We start from the raw sequence: 21,240 nt of genomic DNA, 5'->3' as shown, positions 1-21,240 counted from the left end.
TCCTTGGAGCGCTCGCCAGAGAGCCGACGACAGGCGTCGCGTCGGTAGATTTCATCAATCGGGAACTGTCACCTTGGTCGATCGTCAAGCGGAGTGATCGCGGCGCTTACGGCTCCCGCAGGGCGCTATCGAGGCCTTTGACCAGGGGATAGAGGATGTAGGACATGATGGTGCGGCGTCCAACCTTGATTTCGGCCGAGACCGTCATTCCGGGAAGCAGCCGCACGGTTTCATCCGGTGCGTGGAGGCGGGTATCTGTCAGCGCTACCCGCGCCCTGAAAAAGGGCAGGGGAGACTGTCCTGCGGTAACCTCCTGCTGGGTCGGCTCGAACGTATCCCGGCTGATGACCCTGACATTGCCGGAGGCGGTGCCGAATTTCTGGAATGGATAGGCGTCCAGCTTGATGCGCGCATCCATGCCGTCTGCAATGCGGGCAATGTCGAGCGAGCCGACCGAGACCTCGGCCTCCAGCGGAACGTCGAGAGGCACCAGGGTGACGATCGGTTCGGCGTCGCGCACGACCGATCCCACCGAACGCTCCGCGAGATCGAGCACGACCGCGTCCGCCGGCGCCTTGAGGGTGATCATCGTGCGGCGCAGTTCCATCTTCTTGAGTTCCTCGGCGGCCGTATCTCGCTGGTCGCGCAATTCGACGAGCTGTTCCATTGCCGCCCGGCGGAAATCCTCCAGGAAAGCCTGCTTTTCGGCTGTCACCCTTTTTAACACATGCGCCGCTTCGGCGCTCTTACCGCGAATGGCAGAGAGATCGGCATCGACATCGAGGCGCGCATCTCTCGCGACGAGAAGCAGGAGCAGCGATCCGGCATCCCGGCGATAAAGGCCTTCACGGGTTGACTCGATCTGGCCGAGCGTATCGAGACGGCCCTGAAGAATGCTGGCCTGTTCATCGCCGGCGGATATCGTTGCCGACTGGCCGGCAATCTGTGCGTCGAAATTCTGCACCTGTGCGCGATAATAGGCATCCCGCTGCCGAAACAGCGCGACCTGAAGCTGCTCATCGGGTGATTTGCCGGCTATTGACGGATAATCAATTCCCGCCGTCTCGGCTTCAAGCCGTTTGACCTGGGCGTCGAAGGCGTTGAATTTCGACTGTTGCTGGACCATGTCGGCCTGGCTGAATGTTGGATCGAGCGTCGCAAGATCCTGCCCTGCATGGACAGTCTCGCCGACGCTGACGTCGAGAGAGCGGATGATGGAGGTTTCCAGCGGCTGGACGACCATGGTGGGCTGGCTCGTGACCAGCTTGCCGGTCGCGATGACGACTTCATCGACTTCCGATATGGACGCCCACAGGATCGCTGCACAGATGAGGGCGGAAAGCGTATAGAGCGTCACTTTCGCCACCCGTGGCGGCGGTCTTTCCTCAAGTTCCACGGCATCCGACTGGAAGTCAATGATCACAGACGACAGATGCTGCCTGGAAGCCAGAGCCGATCCGGGCTTTGACACGGGAACAGGCAGTTTTTCGCTCTGTTGTCGGGGTTCGGTCATGCCACTTGCCTCATCTGCTGTGCCCACAGATGACGATAGGTCATGCAGCGGGAGACAAGCTGATCATGCGGACCGATATCGGCGATCTTCCCACGCTCCAGCACGAGGATTGCGTCGGCATCGGTGAGGGTCGAGAGGCGGTGCGACACGATGATGACCGTGCGTCCCGCGGCGATTTTGCTCAGGTTCTGTCTGATGATCGCCTCGCTGTCGGGATCGAGCGCGCTGGTCGCTTCGTCGAAGATCAGCAGCTTTGGATCGGTGATCAGCGCCCGGGCGATGGCAAGCCGCTGCCGCTGGCCACCGGACAGGTTGCTGGCGTTTTCCTCCAGCAACGTGTCGAAACCCCGCGGCAGACGTTCGATGAATTCTTCCGCCCCGGCCAATTGGGCTGCCGCCACGATCTCCTCGATCGTCGCGCCGGGCTTGGTTGCCGCGATATTGTCCCGCACCGATCCGCGGAACAGGAAATTGTCCTGCAGGACCACACCTATGCTGGTGCGAAGATGGACGAGATCGATTTCGCGGCTGTCGTAACCGTCGATGCGGATAATGCCCTGCTGGTTCTGGTAGAGCCCCTGGATGAGCCGGGTTACGGTCGTTTTGCCCGAGCCGCTTTTGCCCACGATGCCGAAAAGCGAACCGGCGGGGATATTGAAGGAAATATCGTCGAGCGCGGGTGCGCCATCCGGCCCGTAGCGAAACGATATCCTGTCGAATTCGATCCGGCCGGTGAGGGGAGGGCTGATGCCCCTGCCGCGACCGGACTGTTCCGGACGCTGGTTCATGATCTCGCCGAGCATCCGTACCGATAAAGCAACCTCCTGATATTCGTGGACCATGGTGACGATCTGTAGAAGGGGGCCGGAAACCCGCCCCGCCAGCATGTTGAACGCCACCAGTGCGCCGATCGTCATCGTGTTGTCGAAGACGGCCAGTGCGCCGAGCCCGATAATGGCGACACTCATCAGCTTCTCGAGAAGGCCCGTCAGTGCCTGGGCCGCCGTCGAGATCTTGTCGACATGGAAACGGACGGAGATGGCGCGTGCCGACTGATCGTCCCACACCTTCCTCTGGCGCGGCTCCAGCGCCAGCGATTTGACGGTTCGCATTCCGTGTACTGTTTCGACCAGAAGCGCCTGGCGTTCGCCTTCCGCCTGATAGAGGGCCTGAAGACGCCGCTGGAACGGGCCGACGAGCAGCGCCACGACGACTGCAACGAGGGCTGTAAAGCCCAGAACCACAAGTGTCAGCTTGACGCTGTAGAGGAAGAGAACCGGTACGAAGACCAGCAGCGACAGGCCGTCGAGCAGCGTCAGAAACAGGCGGCCGGTGAGGAACTCGCGAATCCGCCCGCTCTGCTGCATGTGTTTTACCAACACGCCCGCCGATGCCTGTTCGAAGAGAGCAATCGGCAGGAACAGGAGATGGCCGAAGGTTCTGGTCGCCACCCTTATGTCTATCCTGTTCGTCGCATAGAGCAGGATATAGCGGCGCAGGAAGGTGAAGACCGCGTCGAAAACCAGCGCGATGGCAATGCCGACCGTGAGTACGGCAAGCGTTGCGTAGCTCTGATGAACCAGAACCTTGTCGATCACCAGCTGAAAGAAGAGCGGCGTGGCGAGGCCCAGCCCATAGAGGATAATGGCCGCAAGTCCGACATCGCGGAAAAGACTGCGCTGGCGGATGATGTCGGGAATGAACCAGCGAAGCCCGAAAGGCTGGTCTTCGTCCGTCAGGCGATAGCCGCGCTTGACCAGCACGACGCTGCCGCGCCAGCTCTTTGAGAACTTTTCCTCGGTCAGGATGATGGGGTCAGGCCGCAGCGCCAGCGGATCAAGGACATGTATGGTCTCGACGCCATCGGCTTCAGATGTGCCCGCGATCACGATCCAGTTGCCGTTTTCCAGCTCGGCGAGCACCGGATAGGCCTGACCCAGCTTGAAGAGGGAGCCCCAGTCCATAGCCAGACTACGGGCACGCAGGCCCGCATCCTTTGCCATGCGAAGCAGTTGCCGCGTCGAGACCGGTGTGTCTCCGACGTTATAGTCATGCTGCAGCCGGTCGGGGGAGAGGTCGGCTCCATGGTGGCGGGCGACCAGACAAAGACAGTGCAGATTTGTGTGTATGAGTTCGCTCATGGCTTCAGTCGCTGACCTTCGCCATTTGCCGTCAGTTGAAGTTCGGCGAGGTATTTGCCGGCGACGGATCCATGAGATCGCTTTCCCCCATGGGGATCAGGGGAGTGTTCCTTCGCAGGGCACCCGCCTCGACCAGCCCGTCCAGGGCCTTCTGCATGAGATCGACGGCGTTGGCAAAAGCTTCGATCGGCATGATGACCCGCTGGCGGAGAACCGGTTCCGGGTTGCCGTTGCTGTCACGCTTGCTGGGACAAAGGGAGGTCATGTCCAGACGGACGATCGGACCTGTCACGGTGATCTCACTGATGCCGTCGCAATACAATTCGTCTGTCATCCCAATCTCCGTATCTATGGCAATTGTCGGTCCGCAGGCACCTAGGGCCGGGCCTTGCGAAGTTGGGGTTAGTGCCGGTGCATGAAATGTTGGTTTCTTGTCAGGCGACATGCGATATGGGTCGGCCTCGCCTTCGCTGCCTCGTCACTATGCCCGATAAATCCCGCGAGCGGGCATTGGCTCTTGGGAGGGCCGGGTTCGTCGCACACCTTAAATGTGATGAGGTCGCCTCAACCTAAAGACGGAGCTTTAGGTCCGATCTACGCGATGTCTGCTGCGCTTCAAAACGCGAAGATGGTTGCCGCCTGTCATCGGCTGTAAGCAAGAGACGCGAGAAGGCGTTTCAGGAAGAGTAAACGCTTCCCCGGAAGTGCTTGCTGAAAGTGAATTTGGCGGTTCTCCGCTGGCTCTCAACCCCCGATCGGAAGCTTGAGGCGGCGGCGTGTCTCGCTTGGGCTTTCGGAGTAGCTTGCGCGATAGCTGCGTGAAAAAGCCGAAGCGGAGTTGAAACCGGTTTCGGCGGCTATATCGGCAAAGCCGGCCTTTGTCTCGATGACCTTGCGGCGCGCGGCGTTGAGCCGAAGCGCGAGATAGTGGGTATGCGGCGCGACGCCCATTGTCTGGCGAAACATATCCTGCAGGTGGCGAATGCTGATGCCGGATCGTCTGGCGAGCCGCGCGAGAGGCAAAGGCGTTTCCACCGTGTCCTCCATCAGCTTCACGGCCGCCTGCAAGCGCGGGTCCATGCTCGCCGTGTTAATGGCCGCCGGGTGCTCTGACCGCTCATCCAGATCGCGCTCCTGTTGGTAAATGAACAGCCGCGAGACCTCGAGCGCCAGTGAGTGTCCGTGTGCGCGGCGGATCAGTTCCAGCATCAGGTCGAGCGTCGGCAAAGGTCCGCCGGTGGTGATGCGCTTGGCGTCGATGACGAAACGTTTGCGCATCAGGCCGACATGCGGATAGGCGTGGGAGAAATCGTCGAAATCCTCCCAATGGGTGGTGGCTGAAAAGCCGTCGAGCAGGCTCGCTTCGGCGAGGATGAAGGCGCCGCTTTCGATGCCGGCGATCGATGTCCGGTGCCGGGCGGTCTGGGACAGAAGGAATTTCAGTTCGCGGGTGGCGGCGCGTTTCCAGTTGTAGCTTGCCAGAACGAAGAGCGGGTCTGTTTCGCGGGAAGGGCGGAATGCGCCGGTGACGGGGACCGGCACACCGGATGTCGTTTCGACCGGGTGGCCGTCAGGGGAATAGAGCGTCCAGCGATAGAGATTTTTGCCCGCGATGCGGTTTGCGGCCCGCAGCGGTTCGATCACCGAGGCGAGCAGGATGAGGTTGGTCTCCGGCAGAACGAGAATGTCGATATGCTGGTTTTCCCCCATACGCTTCCCTTCGCGATGCTCCGATAATGTATAGAGCAGTGCCGATTGTGGAAAGCATTTTCCTTTTGCCTCGCCCGTAATGGCGTCAGTCAAAAGGAGGGAAGAATGCCGCTCGAGATGAACCGTGAGGTCTTCATTACCTGCGCCGTGACTGGTGCCGGCGATACGACCGGAAAGTCCGGCCATGTTCCGATTACGCCTAAGGAGATCGCGGTGTCGGCGATCGATGCCGCCAGGGCGGGGGCGGCGGTGGTTCACTGTCATGTCCGAAATCCTGAGACAGGAGCTGCAGCGCGCGATCTTGAACTTTACCGCGAAGTGACCGATCGCATTCGCTCCGCGGATATCGATGTCGTGTTGAACCTGACGGCAGGGATGGGCGGGGATCTGGTGTTCGGCAATGTCGAGGCGCCGTTCCCCTATAATCACGATGGCACCGATATGGCGGGGGCGACCGAACGCGTGGCGCATGTCGCCGAATGCCTGCCGGAGATCTGCACGCTTGATTGCGGCACGATGAACTTTTCGCTCGGCGATTACGTGATGACCAACACGCCTTCGATGCTGCGCGAGATGGCGCGGCAGATGACGGCGCTTGGCGTGCGACCCGAGATCGAGGCCTTCGATACCGGCCATCTGTGGTTTGCAAAGCAGCTTGTGGAGGAGGGGCTGATCGAGGATCCGGTGCTGATCCAGCTTTGCATGGGTATCCCGTGGGGAGCGCCGGATGATCTCAACACCTTCATGGCGATGGTCAACAATGTGCCGAAGCGCTGGACTTTTTCGGCCTTTTCGATCGGTCGTAATGCGCTTGCCTATCCGGCGGCCGCGGTTCTGGCCGGGGGGAATGTCCGGGTCGGGCTTGAGGACAATCTTTATGCAGGCAAGGGGCAGCTCGCGACCAATGCGCAATTGGTGGAAAAGGCGGTCGGGGTGATCGAGGGCATGGGAGCGAAAGTGATCGGGCCGGATGCGGTGCGTGAGAAGCTGAAGCTGAGGAAGCGGTAGGAGCTGCCGCTTAATCACAAGCTGCTGAGCGAAACGCTGCCCCTCACCCAGAGCGCAGCAAGCTGCGCTCCACCTCTCCACGCAAGCGGAGAGAGGGGACATGCCCCGCTCGACATCGGCGAGGGACGGAGAGGTTGCAGCTAGCGTCCTTCTCCCCGTCAAGACGGGGAGAAGGTGCCGGCAGGCGGATGAGGGGCAACACGACGGAACACGGGGAGAAAATTCATGACGAGCATCAGAAAAGCAGCCTGCATCGGCGGGGGCGTTATCGGGGGGGCGTGGGCGGCGCGGTTTCTGCTCGGCGGGATAGATGTGTCGATGTACGATCCGCATCCGGAGGCGAAACGGATTGTTGGCGAAGTGTTGGCGAATGCCGAGCGGGCCTATGCCATGCTGACCATGGCGCCTTTGCCGCCGAGGGGAAGGCTGACATTTTACGGAAGTGTGGAAGAAGCCGTTGCCGGGGCGGACTGGATACAGGAAAGCGTTCCCGAGCGCCTCGATCTCAAGCGCGGCGTGCTCACCGAGATCGACAGATATGCCGATCCGGAAGCGCTGATCGGATCGTCCACGTCCGGCATCATGCCGACCGAGTTGCAGCGGGACATGAAACATCCCGGGCGGATGTTCGTCGCCCATCCCTATAATCCGGTCTATCTTCTGCCGCTGGCCGAACTGGTTGGCGGGGAAAGGACGTCTCCCGAGACGCTGGAACTGGCGAAAGCCCGGCTGGCGCCGATCGGGATGAAGGGTGTGATCCTGAAGAAGGAGATCGAGGCCTTTGTCGGCGACCGGCTGCTGGAAGCGATATGGCGCGAAGGGCTGTGGCTCATCCATGACGACATCTGCGATACCGAGACGCTGGACGATGTGATCCGCTATTCCTTCGGCATGCGCTGGGCGCAGATGGGCCTGTTCGAGACCTATCGTATTGCCGGCGGCGAGGCGGGCATGCGGCATTTTCTGGCGCAGTTCGGCCCCTGCCTTTCATGGCCGTGGACGAAGCTGACGGATGTGGTTGATCTGGACGATGCTCTGGTCGACAAGATCGCGGCGCAATCGGATGCGCAATCGGGCGCCCGCGGAATCCGCGAGCTGGAACGGATCCGTGACGAAAACCTCGTCGGTATCATGCAGGCGCTCAAAGCCGGGGATGGCGGAAAGGGCTGGGGTTCGGGAAAAGTGCTGGCCGATTTCGAAAAGTCGCTCTGGGCCAAGGGGGGCGGCAAGAAGGACTTTTCGGATTTTTCTCAGCCGCTGCGGCTGGTCGATACCAAGGTGAGCGCCGCCTGGGTGGATTATAACGGCCACATGACCGAGCATCGTTACCTGCAGGTCTTCGGCGATACGTCGGATGTGCTGCTGCGACTGATCGGTGTCGACTTTGCCTATGTCGAAAAGGGCCATAGCTATTATACGGTCGAGACCCATATCCGGCACCTCGGTGAGGCAAAGCTGGGGCAGGCGCTTTACACGACGCTTCAGGTGCTCGGATTTGATGAAAAACGCATCCGGTATTTCACCACCCTCCATGATGGTCAGACCGGCGCGGCACTTGCGACTGCCGAGCAACTGATGCTGCATGTGGACTCCGGTGCCGGCAAAACAACCGCCGCACCGGCGGATATACTTGGCAGACTGAGGCCTATTGCTGAAGCCCATGCGAGACTGCCGGTGCCGGATGGGGTGGGACGCTCCGTGGGAGAGAAGGCCTGAGATGTTGCTTTGCTTGCCGGCGGGGAAAGATGTTGAGGAAGGGAGACCAGAAATCAGAATTTTCGACCGATCGATCCTGGCCCGTCATTTGGAGACAAGCAGAAAACCAAGGATGCCGAGCGTATCTCCGGGAAATACCTGCCATGATTGCAGAAAGCATTCAAAATGCGATAGAGTCATATGTTTAAGGATGATTTTTTACCAATGAAACCTTGGTGTCATTGAAAAATCTCGGTTTTTCTTGAGTTTTGACAATACTGTGAGACGTTGAGGATTCACGCGAACATGAACCTGTATTAGCATCGGCCCAGCGAGATGATTCGCAGTAAACGCTGATGATGAGCGAGGTTACATTGAGCGCACATAGTCATGTACTTGATCATGGCAGTTCAATCGAACACTGGGCCATGAACCGCGCGCACCAGATCGTGGTGCATCAGGGCATGCGGCTCGTGGAGGCCGCCCAGAGCCTGGATCGGAAACAGACAAGCGCCAACACCTATGCGCTTCGAGCGGCGATCATGGAATGCCTGATCGAGGCGATGAAGGATGGGCCTTATCCGGCTGCTGCTGAATAAGGCATCACTGAAATTTGAGCCGAGCGATGTTCCCGCGTGAGGGAAGGGGATCGCTCCGGCAATATCCTGTGTTACAGTCCGGCAATCGACACTGCAGTGAATGGATTGCCATGCTCACGACACTTGCAATGTTAATGACCCTTTCCGCGTCGAATGCCGCAATCGTGCAAGGCGGGCAGGAGGTTGATGTCGAACTCGTGCTTGCGGTCGACACATCCCGATCCATGGACACGGAAGAAGCCCGCATCCAGCGCGAAGGGTATGTCTCCGCCCTCAAGCACAAGGAGTTCATCGATGCGGTCAAGAACGGGCTGACGGGGCGGATCGCCATCAGTTATTTCGAATGGGCAGGCGATGTCGTGCAGGGGTCGGTGATCGACTGGCAGGTGATCGAGACCGAAGAGGATGCGATCGCCTTCGCCAACAAGGTCGAGGCGCGGCCTGTCGAGATGCAGCGGCGTACATCGATTTCGGCCGCGATCGTGCAGGGCGCGACCATGCTGGTCTCCAATTCCTATCACGGTCTTCGGCAGGTGATCGATGTTTCCGGTGACGGACCGAACAACTCGGGCAGCCCGGTGGCGCCGGCGCGTGACAAGGCAGTCGAGGCGGGTATCGTCATCAATGGCCTCGCCATCATGCTCAGACCTTCGGGAACGCCTGGCAAGCTGGATCAGTATTACAGCGATTGCGTTGCGGGCGGTCCAGGCTCTTTCGTCCTGCCGGTACACAAAATCGAGGATTTCGGTGTCGCGGTTCGCCGCAAGCTGGTGATGGAAGTCAGCGGGATCGAGCCGCAACCGCAGATCAGACGCATTGCCGACAAACCGGCCAGGAGCGATTGCCTTGTCGGCGAAAAGCAATGGCAGGACATGTTCGACCGTTGAGAAAAACTCGAGATTTACAGTCGAGAAATGCTGACGCTCAGTTTCGCTGTTTGCGCTGAAAACTATGGCTTCCGAAGCTCCGATCGATTATGAACGCCCTCGGTCATCGTCAGCCTTTGAACGCTGAAGCCGAAGTACTACATTTACTGAAATGCGGTATCTTGTCACACGGGCTCGGTTGACGTACTCCAAACCCGAAGGCCTTGGGCCGTCTGACGATACCGTTCGGTGGTGCTGCGTTTCAGCGCCAAAAACTAATGACGTTGGGACTGTGATGAACCTGTATTCCGAATACCTGGCAGAAATTAAAAGCAGAGAACCCCAGGGGCTTGCCCCCAAGCCGATCGATGATGGCGCGCTGACCGCTGAAATCATCACATTGATCGAGGATGCCGGTAACGAGCATCGCGCGGACGCTCTGAAATTCTTCATCTACAATACGCTGCCGGGCACGACGAGCGCTGCCGGCGTCAAGGCCGCCTTCCTGAAGAAGATCATTCTCGGCGAAACGGTCGTTCCTGAAATCACCCCGACCTTCGCGCTGGAACTCTTGTCGCACATGAAGGGCGGTCCTTCGGTCGAAGTGCTGCTCGACATCGCGCTCGGCGATGACGCGGCAAACGCCAAGGCTGCCGGCGACGTCCTGAAGACGCAGGTCTTCCTCTATGACGCCGATATGTTCCGTCTGCGCGATGCCTACAAGGCCGGCAACGCGGTTGCCAAGGACGTGCTGGAAAGCTACGCCAAGGCCGAGTTCTTCACCAAGCTTCCCGACGTCGAAGACGAGATCAAGGTCGTTACCTTCATCGCCGCCGAAGGCGATATCTCGACCGACCTTCTGTCGCCGGGCAACCAGGCGCATTCGCGCTCCGACCGCCAGCTGCATGGTCAGTGTATGATCACCCCGGAAGCGCAGGCGGAAATCGTCGCGCTTCAGAAGCAGCATCCGGACAAGCGGGTGATGATGATCGCCGAAAAGGGCACGATGGGCGTCGGCTCGTCGCGCATGTCCGGCGTCAACAACGTCGCACTCTGGACCGGCAAGCAGTCCAGCCCCTATGTTCCCTTCGTCAACTTTGCGCCGGTCGTCGCCGGCACCAACGGCATTTCGCCGATCTTCGCGACCACGGTCGACGTGACCGGCGGTATCGGCATCAACCTGAAGAACTGGGTCAAGAAGCTCGACGAGAACGGTAAGCCGATCCTCAACAATGACGGCAACCCGATTCTTGAGCAGAAATACTCGGTCGAGACCGGTACGGTCCTGAAGATCGATGCCAAGAACAAGAAGCTGCGCGACGAAAACGGCGAAGAGCTGGTCGATATCGCTTCTTCCTTCACGCCGCAGAAGGCGGAATTCATGAAGGCGGGTTCGTCCTACGCCATCGTCTTCGGCAAGAAGCTGCAGACGTTCGCGGCCCAGACGCTCGGCGTCGAGGCAACGCCGGTTTTCGCGCCGAACAAGGAAATCTCGCTGGAAGGCCAGGGCCTGACGGCGGTTGAAAAGATCTTCAACCGCAATGCCGTCGGCGTGACGCCGGGCAAGGTTCTGCATGCCGGTTCCGACGTTCGCGTCACCGTCAACATTGTTGGTTCGCAGGACACGACCGGTCTGATGACCGCGCAGGAACTGGAAGCGATGGCGGCAACCGTCATTTCGCCGCTGGTCGACGGCGCCTATCAGTCGGGCTGCCACACGGCATCCGTCTGGGACAAGAAGGCCCAAGTCAACATTCCGAAGCTGATGTCGTTCATGAACAATTTCGGCGTCATCACCGCGCGTGACCCGAAGGGCGTCTATCATTCGATGACCGACGTCATCCACAAGGTGCTGAACGACATCACCGTGGACGACTGGGCGATCATCATCGGCGGCGACAGCCATACCCGCATGTCGAAGGGCGTCGCTTTCGGCGCGGACTCCGGTACCGTTGCTCTGGCGCTTGCCACGGGTGAGGCCACCATGCCGATCCCGCAGTCGGTCAAGGTGACCTTCAAGGGCACGATGCAGCCTTACATGGATTTCCGCGACGTGGTGCATGCCACCCAGGCGCAGATGCTCAAGCAGCATGGCGACAACGTCTTCCAGGGCCGTATCATCGAAGTCCATATCGGCACGCTGCTTGCCGACCAGGCCTTCACCTTCACCGACTGGACGGCCGAAATGAAGGCCAAGGCGTCGATCTGTATCTCCGAGGACGAGACGCTGATCGAAAGTCTGGAAATCGCCAAGTCGCGCATCCAGATCATGATCGACAAGGGCATGGACAATGCCGCCCAGACGCTCAAGGGTCTGATCGACAAGGCCGATGCCCGCATCGCCGAAATCCGCTCCGGCGCAAAGCCGGCGCTGAAGCCGGACGACAATGCGAAGTATTTCGCCGAAGTCGTGGTCGATCTCGACCTGATCGACGAGCCGATGATTGCCGACCCGGACGTCAACAATGCCGACGTCTCGCGCCGCTACACCCATGATACGATCCGTCCGGTTTCCTATTACGGTGGTACCAAGAAGGTCGACCTCGGCTTTGTCGGTTCCTGCATGGTTCACAAGGGCGACATCAAGATCGTTGCCCAGATGCTGAAGAACCTCGAAAAGGCAGAAGGCAAGGTCGAGTTCAAGGCACCGCTCGTCGTTGCAGCACCGACCTACAACATCATCGACGAGCTGAAGGCCGAAGGTGACTGGGAAATCCTGCAGAAATATTCGGGCTTCGAATTCGACGACGTGAAGCCGAAGACGACCAACCGCACCGAATACGAGAACATTCTCTATCTCGAGCGTCCGGGTTGCAACCTTTGCATGGGCAACCAGGAAAAGGCAGAGAAGGGCGATACGGTTCTCGCAACCTCGACCCGTCTGTTCCAGGGGCGCGTTGTTGAAGACACCGCCGAGAAGAAGGGTGAATCGCTGCTCGCTTCCACCCCGCTGGTCGTGCTCTCCGCGATCCTCGGCCGTACGCCGAGCATCGAGGAATATCGCGTCGCGGTCGAAGGCATCAACCTGACGAAGTTCGCGCCGCCGAAGACGACACCGATCGACAGCCTGTCGGTCCACTACTAAGAGTTAGGCTCAAAGCCTGATAAACTTCGGCCCGGGAAGGCAATACCTTCCCGGGCCGTTGTCGTTTCAGGGCTGTTGAACCGCTGGTGGGGACCATGCCGGACGGGGGCCAGCGTAGCTAAAAGAATTGCCGGCTTTCGACTGCATCAAAATCAGCGCTTGCCGGCGGACGTGACTGCCTTTTCAGTGCCGCCGGCTTGCTCAAGCTCCTTTACCAGCATGGCAAGAAGGCCGGGGAACCGGGATTCGATATCGTCTCGGCGAAGCGAGGATGCGCGACGATTTCCGTAATCGATCTGGCTGATCAAGCCGGCTTCGCGCAGGATCTTGAAATGATGGGTCAGCGAGGCCTTGGCCACAGGGAAGCCGAAGGATACGCAATTGCGTTCCGTGCAGTCCGGCAAGCTCGCGAGGATTGCAATCGCAGTGCGGCGAAGCGGGTCTGACAGCGTCGAAAAGACGATGCTGAGGTCGATCTCGTCCCGTGCTGGTTGAGGGAGCAGTTCTGGCATGGGATAAATCTACGAAAATTGGCATCTCGACGCAAGTAATAGGTATGTCTTGACGCATACCTTTTGGAGGCATAGGTATGCCTTACGCCATACCAGCACTTCTATAGCACCTGCGGATATCGGTCGAATCTACAAGCAGAAAGCGGCGCCCCGTCGTTGAATATGGCGCCGAACCCTATCATACCGAAAGTGAGCGCCATGCCTCAGCCACAGCTTTTCACACCGTTCAAGATCCGCAATTTCGAGCTTGAGAACCGCATCACCATCGCCCCGATGTGCACCTATTCCGCCGTGGACGGGTGCATGACCGACTGGCATCTCATCCATCTAGGACAACTGGCTCTGTCCGGTGCCGGTCTCCTGACGATCGAGGCGACGGCCGTCGTTCCCGAAGGCCGCATAAGTTATGCCGATGTGGGTCTCTATGATGACGCAACGGAACAGGCGATGCGCCGGACGCTGGAGAGCATCCGCAAATGGTCGAACATTCCGATCGCGGTTCAGCTTGCCCATGCCGGGCGCAAGGCGTCGTCAAACCTGCCGTGGCTTGGCGGAGCGCAGCTTCCGGTCGACCACAAGGACGGGTGGCAGACCGAGGCGCCGTCTGCGGTTCCGTTCAAATCGACGGATACGGTGCCGACCGAGCTTTCCCGTGAGCGGATGAACGAAATCCGCGACGCCTTTGTCCAGGCGGCAATTCGCGCCGCGCGTATCGGCATCGATGCGGTGCAGATCCATGCCGCGCACGGCTATCTGCTGCATTCCTTCCTGTCGCCGCTCGCCAACCAGCGGACCGACGAATATGGCGGAAGCCTCGAAAACCGCATGCGCTTCCCGCTGGAAGTGTTCGATGCGGTGCGGGCTGCTTTCCCGGCAGACAAGGTGGTTTCGGTTCGCGTCTCTGCGACCGACTGGTATGACGGCGGCTGGAACCTCGAGGAGACGATCGAATTCGCCAAGGCTCTCGATCAGCGCGGTTGCGATGCGATCAACGTCTCGACCGGCGGCTTACATGTCGATCAGAAAATCCCCGTGTCGCCGAGCTATCAGGTGCCTTTCGCGCGAGCTGTGAAAGCTGCGGTGAAGATGCCGGTCGTGGCCGTCGGCTTGATTACCGAACCATCGCAGGCGGAAGCGATCGTTGCGACGGGTGATGCCGATCTCGTCGGTCTGGCCCGCACGATCCTCTATGATCCTCGCTGGCCCTGGCATGCCGCTGCGGCTCTCGGTGGCGAGGTATCGGCTGCGCCGCAATACCACCGCAGCCAGCCTTCGACGCTGAAGTCGCTGTTCAAGGCGTAAGTGATGAAGAAAAGTCCTGTGGCCTTCCTTGGTGGACGGCCGCAGGTTCTCGTAGACCTTTCGCATTTTCTCTGGCTGATCCGGAAGCCGATGGCGGCCTTGATCACCGGGTGTGTGGACACGGTTGACGGCGGCGGTTGCCGAGCGCGCTCAGATGAATTCTACCACCGCGCCGCTGGCATCTTCCGGCGAAACGGCGATGCCGCCGGCGGATGTCCTGATGGATGCGATGCCCTGTGCGGTAAGCAGCTCCGCTGTCTTTTTCCGATCCTTCACCCGAATGCGCAGCACGGCAAAGCCATTTGCTGGCGTCCCGGCAATATCGAGACCGGGGTAAAGCCCGGCAATCGCTGCCGGCTCGAAGAAGAACAGCGGTGCCGAATTCTGGCCGGTTTCGACGCGAAAGCCGCCTTCAATTTCCTCGACACGGCCTGCGGCATAGAAGCTTGCATAGGTTTCCGCCGTCTTGCGCGGATCGTCGCTGATGCCGGTTATGCCGCCGAGGCCGATCGCGCCATTGGCATGATCCTGCAGTTCCGGTCTCCACACCATGTCGCGCGTTTCGTGCTGGCAGAGGAAGAAATGTCCGAGTGGAACTTGGCCAGGATCGAAGCCCAATGTCCTGAAGACGGCAATGCCTTCGCCGCCGCCGGGCAGGGGGAGTGGACGTGAAAACGCGCTGATCTCTCCCGTCCGGATGCCGAGTTCGGCAAGCGCCGGCTTGGCCGCGTCCGCACTTGCGGTGCGATTGGCAATCGCCTGCAGGCCCTGGCCATAGGTCGTGAGCGTCTTGCGCTGTGGCGCGTTGAGTTCGGTCTCGGCGACCAGTCCAAGAAGCTCCAGATAGTCATCCTGAAAGATGATCGTGTAGTTGGCCGATCCCTTTTGCGGACTGTGACGCCCGCGGGGAGAAAGCGTGAAGCCAAGGCGGCGGTAACGTTCGGCGCTGTCATCGAGATCATTGACCAGCAGATAGCTGTGATCCACGCCGAGCACGGGGTGGGACATGATTTTCCTCATCGACTTGAAGGATTTACCCGTCGGCGGCAGGCCGGCCGAGCGATTGATCGATGGTTGTGAGCCTATCCGGTCCTGCTGAATTTCTACCGATTTGCTATTCTATTTTCAGGGCAGGTGCGGAAGTTTCTTTGCGGGCCCGGGGCGTCTGGAACAATCGTGTTCCAGCCATGACACCGCGTGCGGCGTGTTATTAAGTCCCTCAAAAATTTCGGTCTTTCAGTCGCGATAACGCAAGGCTTCGATCAGCAGACGGAAGGCGGGGGAGACCTGACGGCGGCTGGGATAATAGAGGTGGTATCCGGGGAATGGCGGGCACCAGTCCTCAAGCACGCGTTCCAGCTTTCCCTCGTCGAACAGCTTGCCGAACTGATCGTCCGGAAGGCAGACGAGACCGAGGCCATTGACGGCTGCCTCGACCAGCATGGGTACGTCATTGCAGGTGAACTGACCCTGGACGCGCACATTGAGCGGCCTGTCATCCTTCTCAAATTCCCACGCATAAAGGCCGCCAAGCGTGGGAAGCCGAAGGTTCATGCAGACATGTTGCGTCAGGTCATGCGGCGATAGCGGCCTGCCGTTTTTCTCGAAATAGGTGGGTGATCCGGCAACGACCATGCGCAGTTCCGGGCCGATGCGCACCGCGACCATATCCTTTTCCACCCGCTCGCCGAGCCGGATGCCGGCATCGTAACGTTCGGTTACGATATCGGTGAAGCGCTGGTCGACCGAGATTTCGATATTGATGTCGGGATATTCCGCCATCAGCCGGCTTGCGGCGGGCATGACGATGCCGACCGCTGGCTGGCGGCTCGATGTCAGCCGAATGGTTCCGGCGGGCTTGGCACCGAGCGCGCTTATCGCATCGACGCGGGTTTTTATGTCATCGAAGGCCGGGCGCAGCGTTTCGAGCAACTGTTCGCCGGCATCGGTCGGGGCGACATTGCGTGTGGTGCGAGTGAGAAGGCGCACGCCCATCCGCTCTTCCATGCGCCGGATCGTATGGCTGAGCGACGATTGCGACGTGCCCATTCTGGCTGCTGCGCGGGTAAAGCTTCGTTCTTGCGCAACGGCCATGAACGCCAGAAGATCGCCGATTTCATCGCGCCGCATTTATTAATCTCCAGCATATGTGCATGAGAGATTTAGCGCATGGATAGCTGGGCGCCAATGACAAAGCCGAGAGCATGAAGAGGCTCGGATGCGCAAGAGTGATCGGCCACAAGCAATCTTCGTTGACGAGTGCGATCTGCTTGCCCATGGTTTTCAAATCAGGTGATCTGTCGCGGCATCGCACGACGCCGCAGCAAGGGAGAGATCGGTGCAGCCCGAACAATGCAAGCGGCCGGATGCCGCAGAGTCGCAAAAACCTCTCAAGGTGGGTTTCATCCTTGCCCGGTCGTTCACATTGTCGGCGTTTGCCATGTTCATCGACACGCTGCGTCTCGCCAGTGACCAGAAGGACCGATCCGGCAGGGTTCTTGCCGACTGGCAGGTTCTCAGCAGCACCCGGCACATGGTGACGTCCAGCTGCGGAATACAGGTTGCTCCAACGACGGATTTCATAGATCCGGCCCGCTTCGACTATATCGTCGTGGTCGGCGGGCTTCTTTCGGTGTCGCAGCCGGTGGACAACGAGACTGTCTCCTACCTGAAACGGGCGGCCGCCAGAGGCGTGCCGCTTATCGGCGTCTGTACCGGCTCCTTCATTCTGGCCGATGCCGGCCTGATGGCGAACCACGAGAGCTGTGTCAGCTGGCTCCATCACCAGGATTTTCGCGAGCGGTTTCCGGATCTGAAGGTTCGCTCTGATCGGCTTTTCCATATCGACGGCGAGCGCGGTTCCTGTGCCGGCGGCAGCAGTTCGGCGGATCTCGCCAACGTTCTCGTACAACGTCATATCGGACGGGACGCAGCCAGGAATGCTCTTGAAGTGCTGCAGATCGATCAGGCGAGATCTGCCACGCATTCGCAGGCGCGCCGACCGTTTGTCGTCGAAGCGAGAGATCCGCGCATCATCTCGGTGCTGATTACAATGGAGCAAAATCTGGAAGGCGATGTGTCGCTGGAGGGATTGGCAAAGTCGGTCAGGCTTTCCCGCCGTCAGCTCGAGCGGTTGTTCGAAGAGCAGACGGGGCTTTCCCCGGGAGCGGCCTACCGCAAGATACGCCTGGAGCGGGCAAGGGAACTGCTTCAGAACACGAACCGCGCCGTGATCGATATTGCCTTCGACGTCGGATATTCAAGCGCGTCGCATTTTACCAAGGCGTTCAGGCTTGCCTTCGGCAAGACGCCGCTGGGCGTGAGAGAAAGCCAGGCTGCAATCCATTGAGGAGCGGCGTGTCGAACCATTCGCTCCGTCAATTGCGACTGGCCTGATGTGGATAATGTGGGCGCGCGGCCAGAAAGCCGCGCCCGCCGGAATCCGCTAATATCCCGACTTAGCCGAAAGGCCGGTCGATCGAATGGGCCGGTTCAGTGAAGAAGACCGGGCCTTTATCCGACATGTAGATGATGTCTTCGAGGCGCACGCCGCATTCGCCGTAGACGCAGAGCATCGGCTCGTCGGAGAAGACCATGCCCGGCTGAAGCTTCGTCTTGTTGCCGCGGACGATGAACGGGTTTTCGTGCAGGTCCATGCCGAGGCCATGACCGGTGCGGTGCGGCAGGCCGGGGACTTGGTAGTCCGGTCCGTAGCCGGCATCAGTCAGCACCTTGCGGGCGGCGGCATCGACGTCTTCGCAAGGTGAGCCGAGCTGCGCTGCCTCGAAGGCGGCGCGGTGGGCTGCCTTTTCCATGTTCCAGAGTTCCCGCTTACGCTCCGTCGCTTCGCCGAAGACGTAGGTGCGGGTGATATCCGAGCAGTAGCGGTGGATATGCGCGCCGAGATCGATCAGCACCATGTCGCCCTTGGTGAGCGTCTGGGCATAGGGCACGCCATGCGGATAGGCGGTTGCCTCGCCGAACTGGGCGGCGGCGAAGACATGGCGCATGCCGAGTTTCTGATGGGCGGAAGCGATGAAATCCGTCACTTCGGTGGTCGATACACCTTCGTAAAGCCCTTCCCAGACGGCCTTATGGACGCGCAGGCTGGCGGTCATCGCCGTCTGGATGATGGCGATTTCGGTGGCCGATTTGATCTGGCGGCATTGGGCGATCAGATCGCCGGCGCCGATGATTTTAAGCCGCGCGCCGATATGGGCGGTGATCGGGCTTGAGAACATGAAGGGTGTGGCGGGATCGAAGGCCAGCAGCTTGCCCTCGGCCGGCAGATCGCAGATCAGGTTTGCGACGAGCAGGGCCGGGTCTTCATGCTCTTCCCACGTGGCGATCTCGCCCTCGATCTGGATGAGGGTAACCGTTTTCGGTTCCTCGAAGGCCGGGCTGATATAGATCGGCGTACCGGCAGACGGGATGATTGCGCCGTGCAGGCGCTCGCTTGCGCCGAGCGTCATGCCGGTGAAATAGGTGAGGCTGGTCGAGGTGTCGAGATAGACGGCCTTGACGCCCGCCTCCAGCATCAGATCCTGCAGCTTGGCGATGCGGGACTGAAGCTCCTCATTGGAAATCGGAGCGACGGCGGCGGCGATATTGTCGAACTCGGCAAGCGATTGTTCGAAGGATTTATAGACGGGGGCACTCATGATCTTGTTCCTGAAACGGACTGGATTTCAAACATTCTGATTAGAAGACAATTTAGAAGACGACGGGATGGGTGGCGCCGGTCTCGACATTGACGAGGCCCTGCGGGGCATGGTCGCTTGGTGCGACCAGAACCCAGCGCCACGGCGCGCAGGTGAGCGTGGCGAAGGCCAGCCGCTCCGGGAACCCGGCGAACCAGCGCGGATGAAAACTCGGCTCGTACATCCAGTCGACCTTTTCGCCCTCGGCGTAAAGCGCCTGCATCTCCTCATGCAGGTCTTCGGCCGGGCGACAGCTCATCAGGCCGGCGACCTCGTAGCGCACGCGGGCGACGACCTTACCTTCGCGCACCAGCGCCCAGCCGCCGTCATTGTCGGCGACCGCGTTGACGGCCTTCGCCATGGCTTCGTCGGAAGAGCCGACGCACCAGATATTATGCTTGTCATGCGCCATGGAGCAGGCGAGTGCCGTATCGGGTGTCGACGGGCCGCAACCGAGCCAGAACATTTTCGACACGGCGGCCTTGCCGGAAAAACGGTCGATGACGGAGAATTTGGTGATGTTGCGGCTGTGGTCCCGCTCGACGAGACCGTCTTTGACCTGCAGGTCGAAAGTCAAAAAATCGTCGGTCCAGTGGAAGGGGCGCAGAACTGCGGCCGTCATCGTCTCGCGGCCGGGTTCGGCCTTGATGGCGAAATCCTCGGCGGTCAGGTCGCGGCCGATATTGATGGTGTTCGTCGCCCATTCCGGCCAGTCGATTTTTGGCACGTCCGGCAGATAAGTCTTGCCGTCCGAGACCTGTTTTCCATCGGCCCAGACCTTTGCGATCTCGAATTTCTCGACATTCGACAGGAGCACGATGTCGGCATAACGGCCGGGCGCGATCGAGCCGACCCAGGGGGTGAGGCGCATGTGGCGGGCGGGGTTGATCGTGACGCACTGGATGGCGATTTCCGGTGCAAGTCCGGCCTCGATCGCAAGCCGCACATTGTGGTCGGTGGCGCCGAGCTTCAGCGTGTCGGAGGCCGAGCGGTCATCGGTGGTCAAAGCGATCTGCGACCAGTCGGCAAGGCCGCGGTCGAGAAGCCCCTTGATCACTTCCGGCAGGCTGTGTGGACGAAGCTCCATGAACAGGCCGTGGGTGAGCTTGTCCCAGAACTCTTCCGGCGTCCAGGCTTCGTGGTCGGAGGCGAGGCCTGCTGCGGCAAAGGCATTGATCGACGGCAGGTCGCGGATGCCGGCGGCATGCCCTTCGACGACGGCGCGCTTTTCGAACGTGGCGCGGATCATCCCCCAGAGGCGTTCATGCGACGGATTTTCCGGGTTCCACACGGCTGGCCAGTCCATCACCTCGTCGAGGCCCGCCGTCATCAGGCTCTGTTGAAGAAAGGCTTTCTGCTCGTCGTAACCGAGATAACCGCCGCCATGCTCGTATGCTGTCGGCGGAACGGCGGAGCCGGGCAGGGGGAAGATCTTCAGCGGCGAACCGGCCTCGCGGGCCTTCAGCCAGAATTCCAGCGTCTTTGCGCCGTTGACATTGGAAAACTCGTGGCTCGCCTCGCAGGTCCAGGTATTGCCGCGGGGAAGAACGAGGGCGGCCTCCCATTCCGGCGTCAGATGCGAGCTTTCGATATGCTTGTGCACTTCGCCAAGGCCCGGCACGGCTGCAAGGTGGGGTTCGTGAACGCGGGTGCCCACTTCGCCCGGATAGGAACCGGCCTTGCCAACATAGGCGATGCGGCGGTCCTTGATGATGATTTCCTGGTCTTCCGCCCATGTGCGGGTCGCGACATCAAGAAGCCGGCCGACACGCAGAGCCACATCGGCCTTTTCCTTGCCGAGTGCGACCAGCGTCAGGCGCTGGCGGATCCGCACTTCGTTGTCGGCATCGATGATGGTGTCTTGAATTTCAACAGGCATGGTTTTCTCTACGTCGCATTTTCCGGGTCGCGGGCCTGCAGTGATAGTCCGTGGCGGGGTCCAGTCAACCGTTCAAATCGATCAGACCTGATTGTGAGCCGTGCTTTCGGCTCGATGCACGGTTCGGGCGAAAATTGACATATGTCATTGTAGGGTTTCGAGACCGCGACATAGTTTCCGGGAGGCCGCGAAAGGCTTGCTTCCTGGCCGCATTGGTCCAGAATTTAGTC

At 60.0% G+C, this 21,240-nt stretch carries 16 protein-coding genes; 7 read left to right on the top strand and 9 right to left on the bottom strand.

Annotation, left to right across the window (positions count from 1 at the left end; genetic code table 11):
• Positions 1-106: 106 nt before the first annotated feature.
• From JNB91_RS16750 to JNB91_RS16735, 4 genes are all read right to left on the bottom strand, one after another.
• The gene (locus JNB91_RS16750; RefSeq protein WP_220326659.1) at positions 107-1,513 is read right to left on the bottom strand and encodes an HlyD family type I secretion periplasmic adaptor subunit; all 1,407 of its coding nucleotides are present in this window, start codon (positions 1,511-1,513) and stop codon (positions 107-109) included.
• Entirely contained in the window at positions 1,510-3,654 is a 2,145-nt protein-coding gene (locus tag JNB91_RS16745) for a peptidase domain-containing ABC transporter (RefSeq protein ID WP_220326658.1), read from the bottom strand. Before JNB91_RS16745 ends, JNB91_RS16750 begins: the two co-directional genes overlap by 4 nt.
• Before the next feature lie 31 nt (positions 3,655-3,685).
• On the bottom strand, positions 3,686-3,988 hold the full coding sequence (locus JNB91_RS16740; RefSeq protein ID WP_220326657.1) for a hypothetical protein: 303 nt from the start codon (positions 3,986-3,988) through the stop codon (positions 3,686-3,688).
• Between the two features lie 410 nt (positions 3,989-4,398).
• A complete protein-coding gene (locus tag JNB91_RS16735) occupies positions 4,399-5,364 on the bottom strand; it encodes a GlxA family transcriptional regulator (protein WP_220326656.1) in 966 nt (321 codons plus the stop codon).
• A 105-nt stretch (positions 5,365-5,469) separates the two neighbouring features.
• Here JNB91_RS16735 and bcoG point away from each other — a divergent pair, with 105 nt between their 5' ends.
• The 5 genes from bcoG to JNB91_RS16710 all read left to right on the top strand — a co-directional run bounded on the left by bcoG (position 5,470) and on the right by JNB91_RS16710 (position 12,617).
• Positions 5,470-6,372: a 3-dehydrocarnitine:acetyl-CoA trimethylamine transferase BcoG gene (gene bcoG / locus JNB91_RS16730; protein WP_220326655.1), complete on the top strand. Its 903-nt coding sequence runs from the start codon at positions 5,470-5,472 to the stop codon at positions 6,370-6,372.
• Between the two features lie 225 nt (positions 6,373-6,597).
• The gene (locus JNB91_RS16725; protein WP_220326654.1) at positions 6,598-8,088 is read left to right on the top strand and encodes a carnitine 3-dehydrogenase; all 1,491 of its coding nucleotides are present in this window, start codon (positions 6,598-6,600) and stop codon (positions 8,086-8,088) included.
• A 407-nt stretch (positions 8,089-8,495) separates the two neighbouring features.
• Positions 8,496-8,666, top strand: a complete 171-nt coding sequence (locus JNB91_RS16720) for a hypothetical protein (RefSeq protein WP_223218217.1) — start codon at positions 8,496-8,498, stop codon at positions 8,664-8,666.
• A gap of 110 nt (positions 8,667-8,776) precedes the next feature.
• Complete coding sequence (locus JNB91_RS16715) at positions 8,777-9,553, top strand: DUF1194 domain-containing protein (protein ID WP_220326652.1); 777 nt, start codon at positions 8,777-8,779, stop codon at positions 9,551-9,553.
• Between the two features lie 274 nt (positions 9,554-9,827).
• A complete protein-coding gene (locus JNB91_RS16710) occupies positions 9,828-12,617 on the top strand; it encodes a bifunctional aconitate hydratase 2/2-methylisocitrate dehydratase (protein ID WP_220326651.1) in 2,790 nt (929 codons plus the stop codon).
• Between the two features lie 152 nt (positions 12,618-12,769).
• Here the strand turns inward: JNB91_RS16710 and JNB91_RS16705 are convergent, their stop codons facing one another.
• The gene (locus tag JNB91_RS16705; protein WP_220326650.1) at positions 12,770-13,129 is read right to left on the bottom strand and encodes an ArsR/SmtB family transcription factor; all 360 of its coding nucleotides are present in this window, start codon (positions 13,127-13,129) and stop codon (positions 12,770-12,772) included.
• Between the two features lie 198 nt (positions 13,130-13,327).
• Between JNB91_RS16705 and JNB91_RS16700 the strand changes: the two genes are divergently transcribed.
• Positions 13,328-14,431, top strand: a complete 1,104-nt coding sequence (locus JNB91_RS16700; protein ID WP_220326649.1) for an NADH:flavin oxidoreductase/NADH oxidase — start codon at positions 13,328-13,330, stop codon at positions 14,429-14,431.
• Positions 14,432-14,581: 150 nt separating this feature from the next.
• Here the strand turns inward: JNB91_RS16700 and JNB91_RS16695 are convergent, their stop codons facing one another.
• Together JNB91_RS16695 and JNB91_RS16690 are read right to left on the bottom strand one after the other, a co-directional pair.
• Positions 14,582-15,439: a VOC family protein gene (locus JNB91_RS16695; RefSeq protein WP_220326648.1), complete on the bottom strand. Its 858-nt coding sequence runs from the start codon at positions 15,437-15,439 to the stop codon at positions 14,582-14,584.
• Positions 15,440-15,667: 228 nt separating this feature from the next.
• Complete coding sequence (locus tag JNB91_RS16690) at positions 15,668-16,561, bottom strand: LysR family transcriptional regulator (protein WP_220326647.1); 894 nt, start codon at positions 16,559-16,561, stop codon at positions 15,668-15,670.
• A gap of 208 nt (positions 16,562-16,769) precedes the next feature.
• Here JNB91_RS16690 and JNB91_RS16685 point away from each other — a divergent pair, with 208 nt between their 5' ends.
• Positions 16,770-17,780 carry a GlxA family transcriptional regulator gene (locus tag JNB91_RS16685; RefSeq protein WP_220326646.1) on the top strand — a complete coding sequence of 337 codons (1,011 nt, stop codon included), beginning with the start codon at positions 16,770-16,772 and terminating at the stop codon, positions 17,778-17,780.
• Positions 17,781-17,889: 109 nt separating this feature from the next.
• Here JNB91_RS16685 and JNB91_RS16680 read toward each other — a convergent pair whose 3' ends face one another.
• A complete protein-coding gene (locus JNB91_RS16680) occupies positions 17,890-19,092 on the bottom strand; it encodes a M24 family metallopeptidase (protein WP_220326645.1) in 1,203 nt (400 codons plus the stop codon).
• A 52-nt stretch (positions 19,093-19,144) separates the two neighbouring features.
• On the bottom strand, positions 19,145-21,010 hold the full coding sequence (locus tag JNB91_RS16675) for an adenine deaminase (protein WP_220326644.1): 1,866 nt from the start codon (positions 21,008-21,010) through the stop codon (positions 19,145-19,147).
• Between the last annotated feature and the right edge of the window lie 230 nt (positions 21,011-21,240).

The sequence above is a fragment of the Aliirhizobium wenxiniae genome (assembly GCF_019511445.1).
In the GTDB taxonomy this organism is placed as follows: Bacteria; Pseudomonadota; Alphaproteobacteria; order Rhizobiales; family Rhizobiaceae; genus Neorhizobium; species Neorhizobium wenxiniae_A.
The sequence above is the reverse complement of the archived record's forward strand: the minus strand, read 5'-3'. Positions and strand labels throughout refer to the sequence as shown.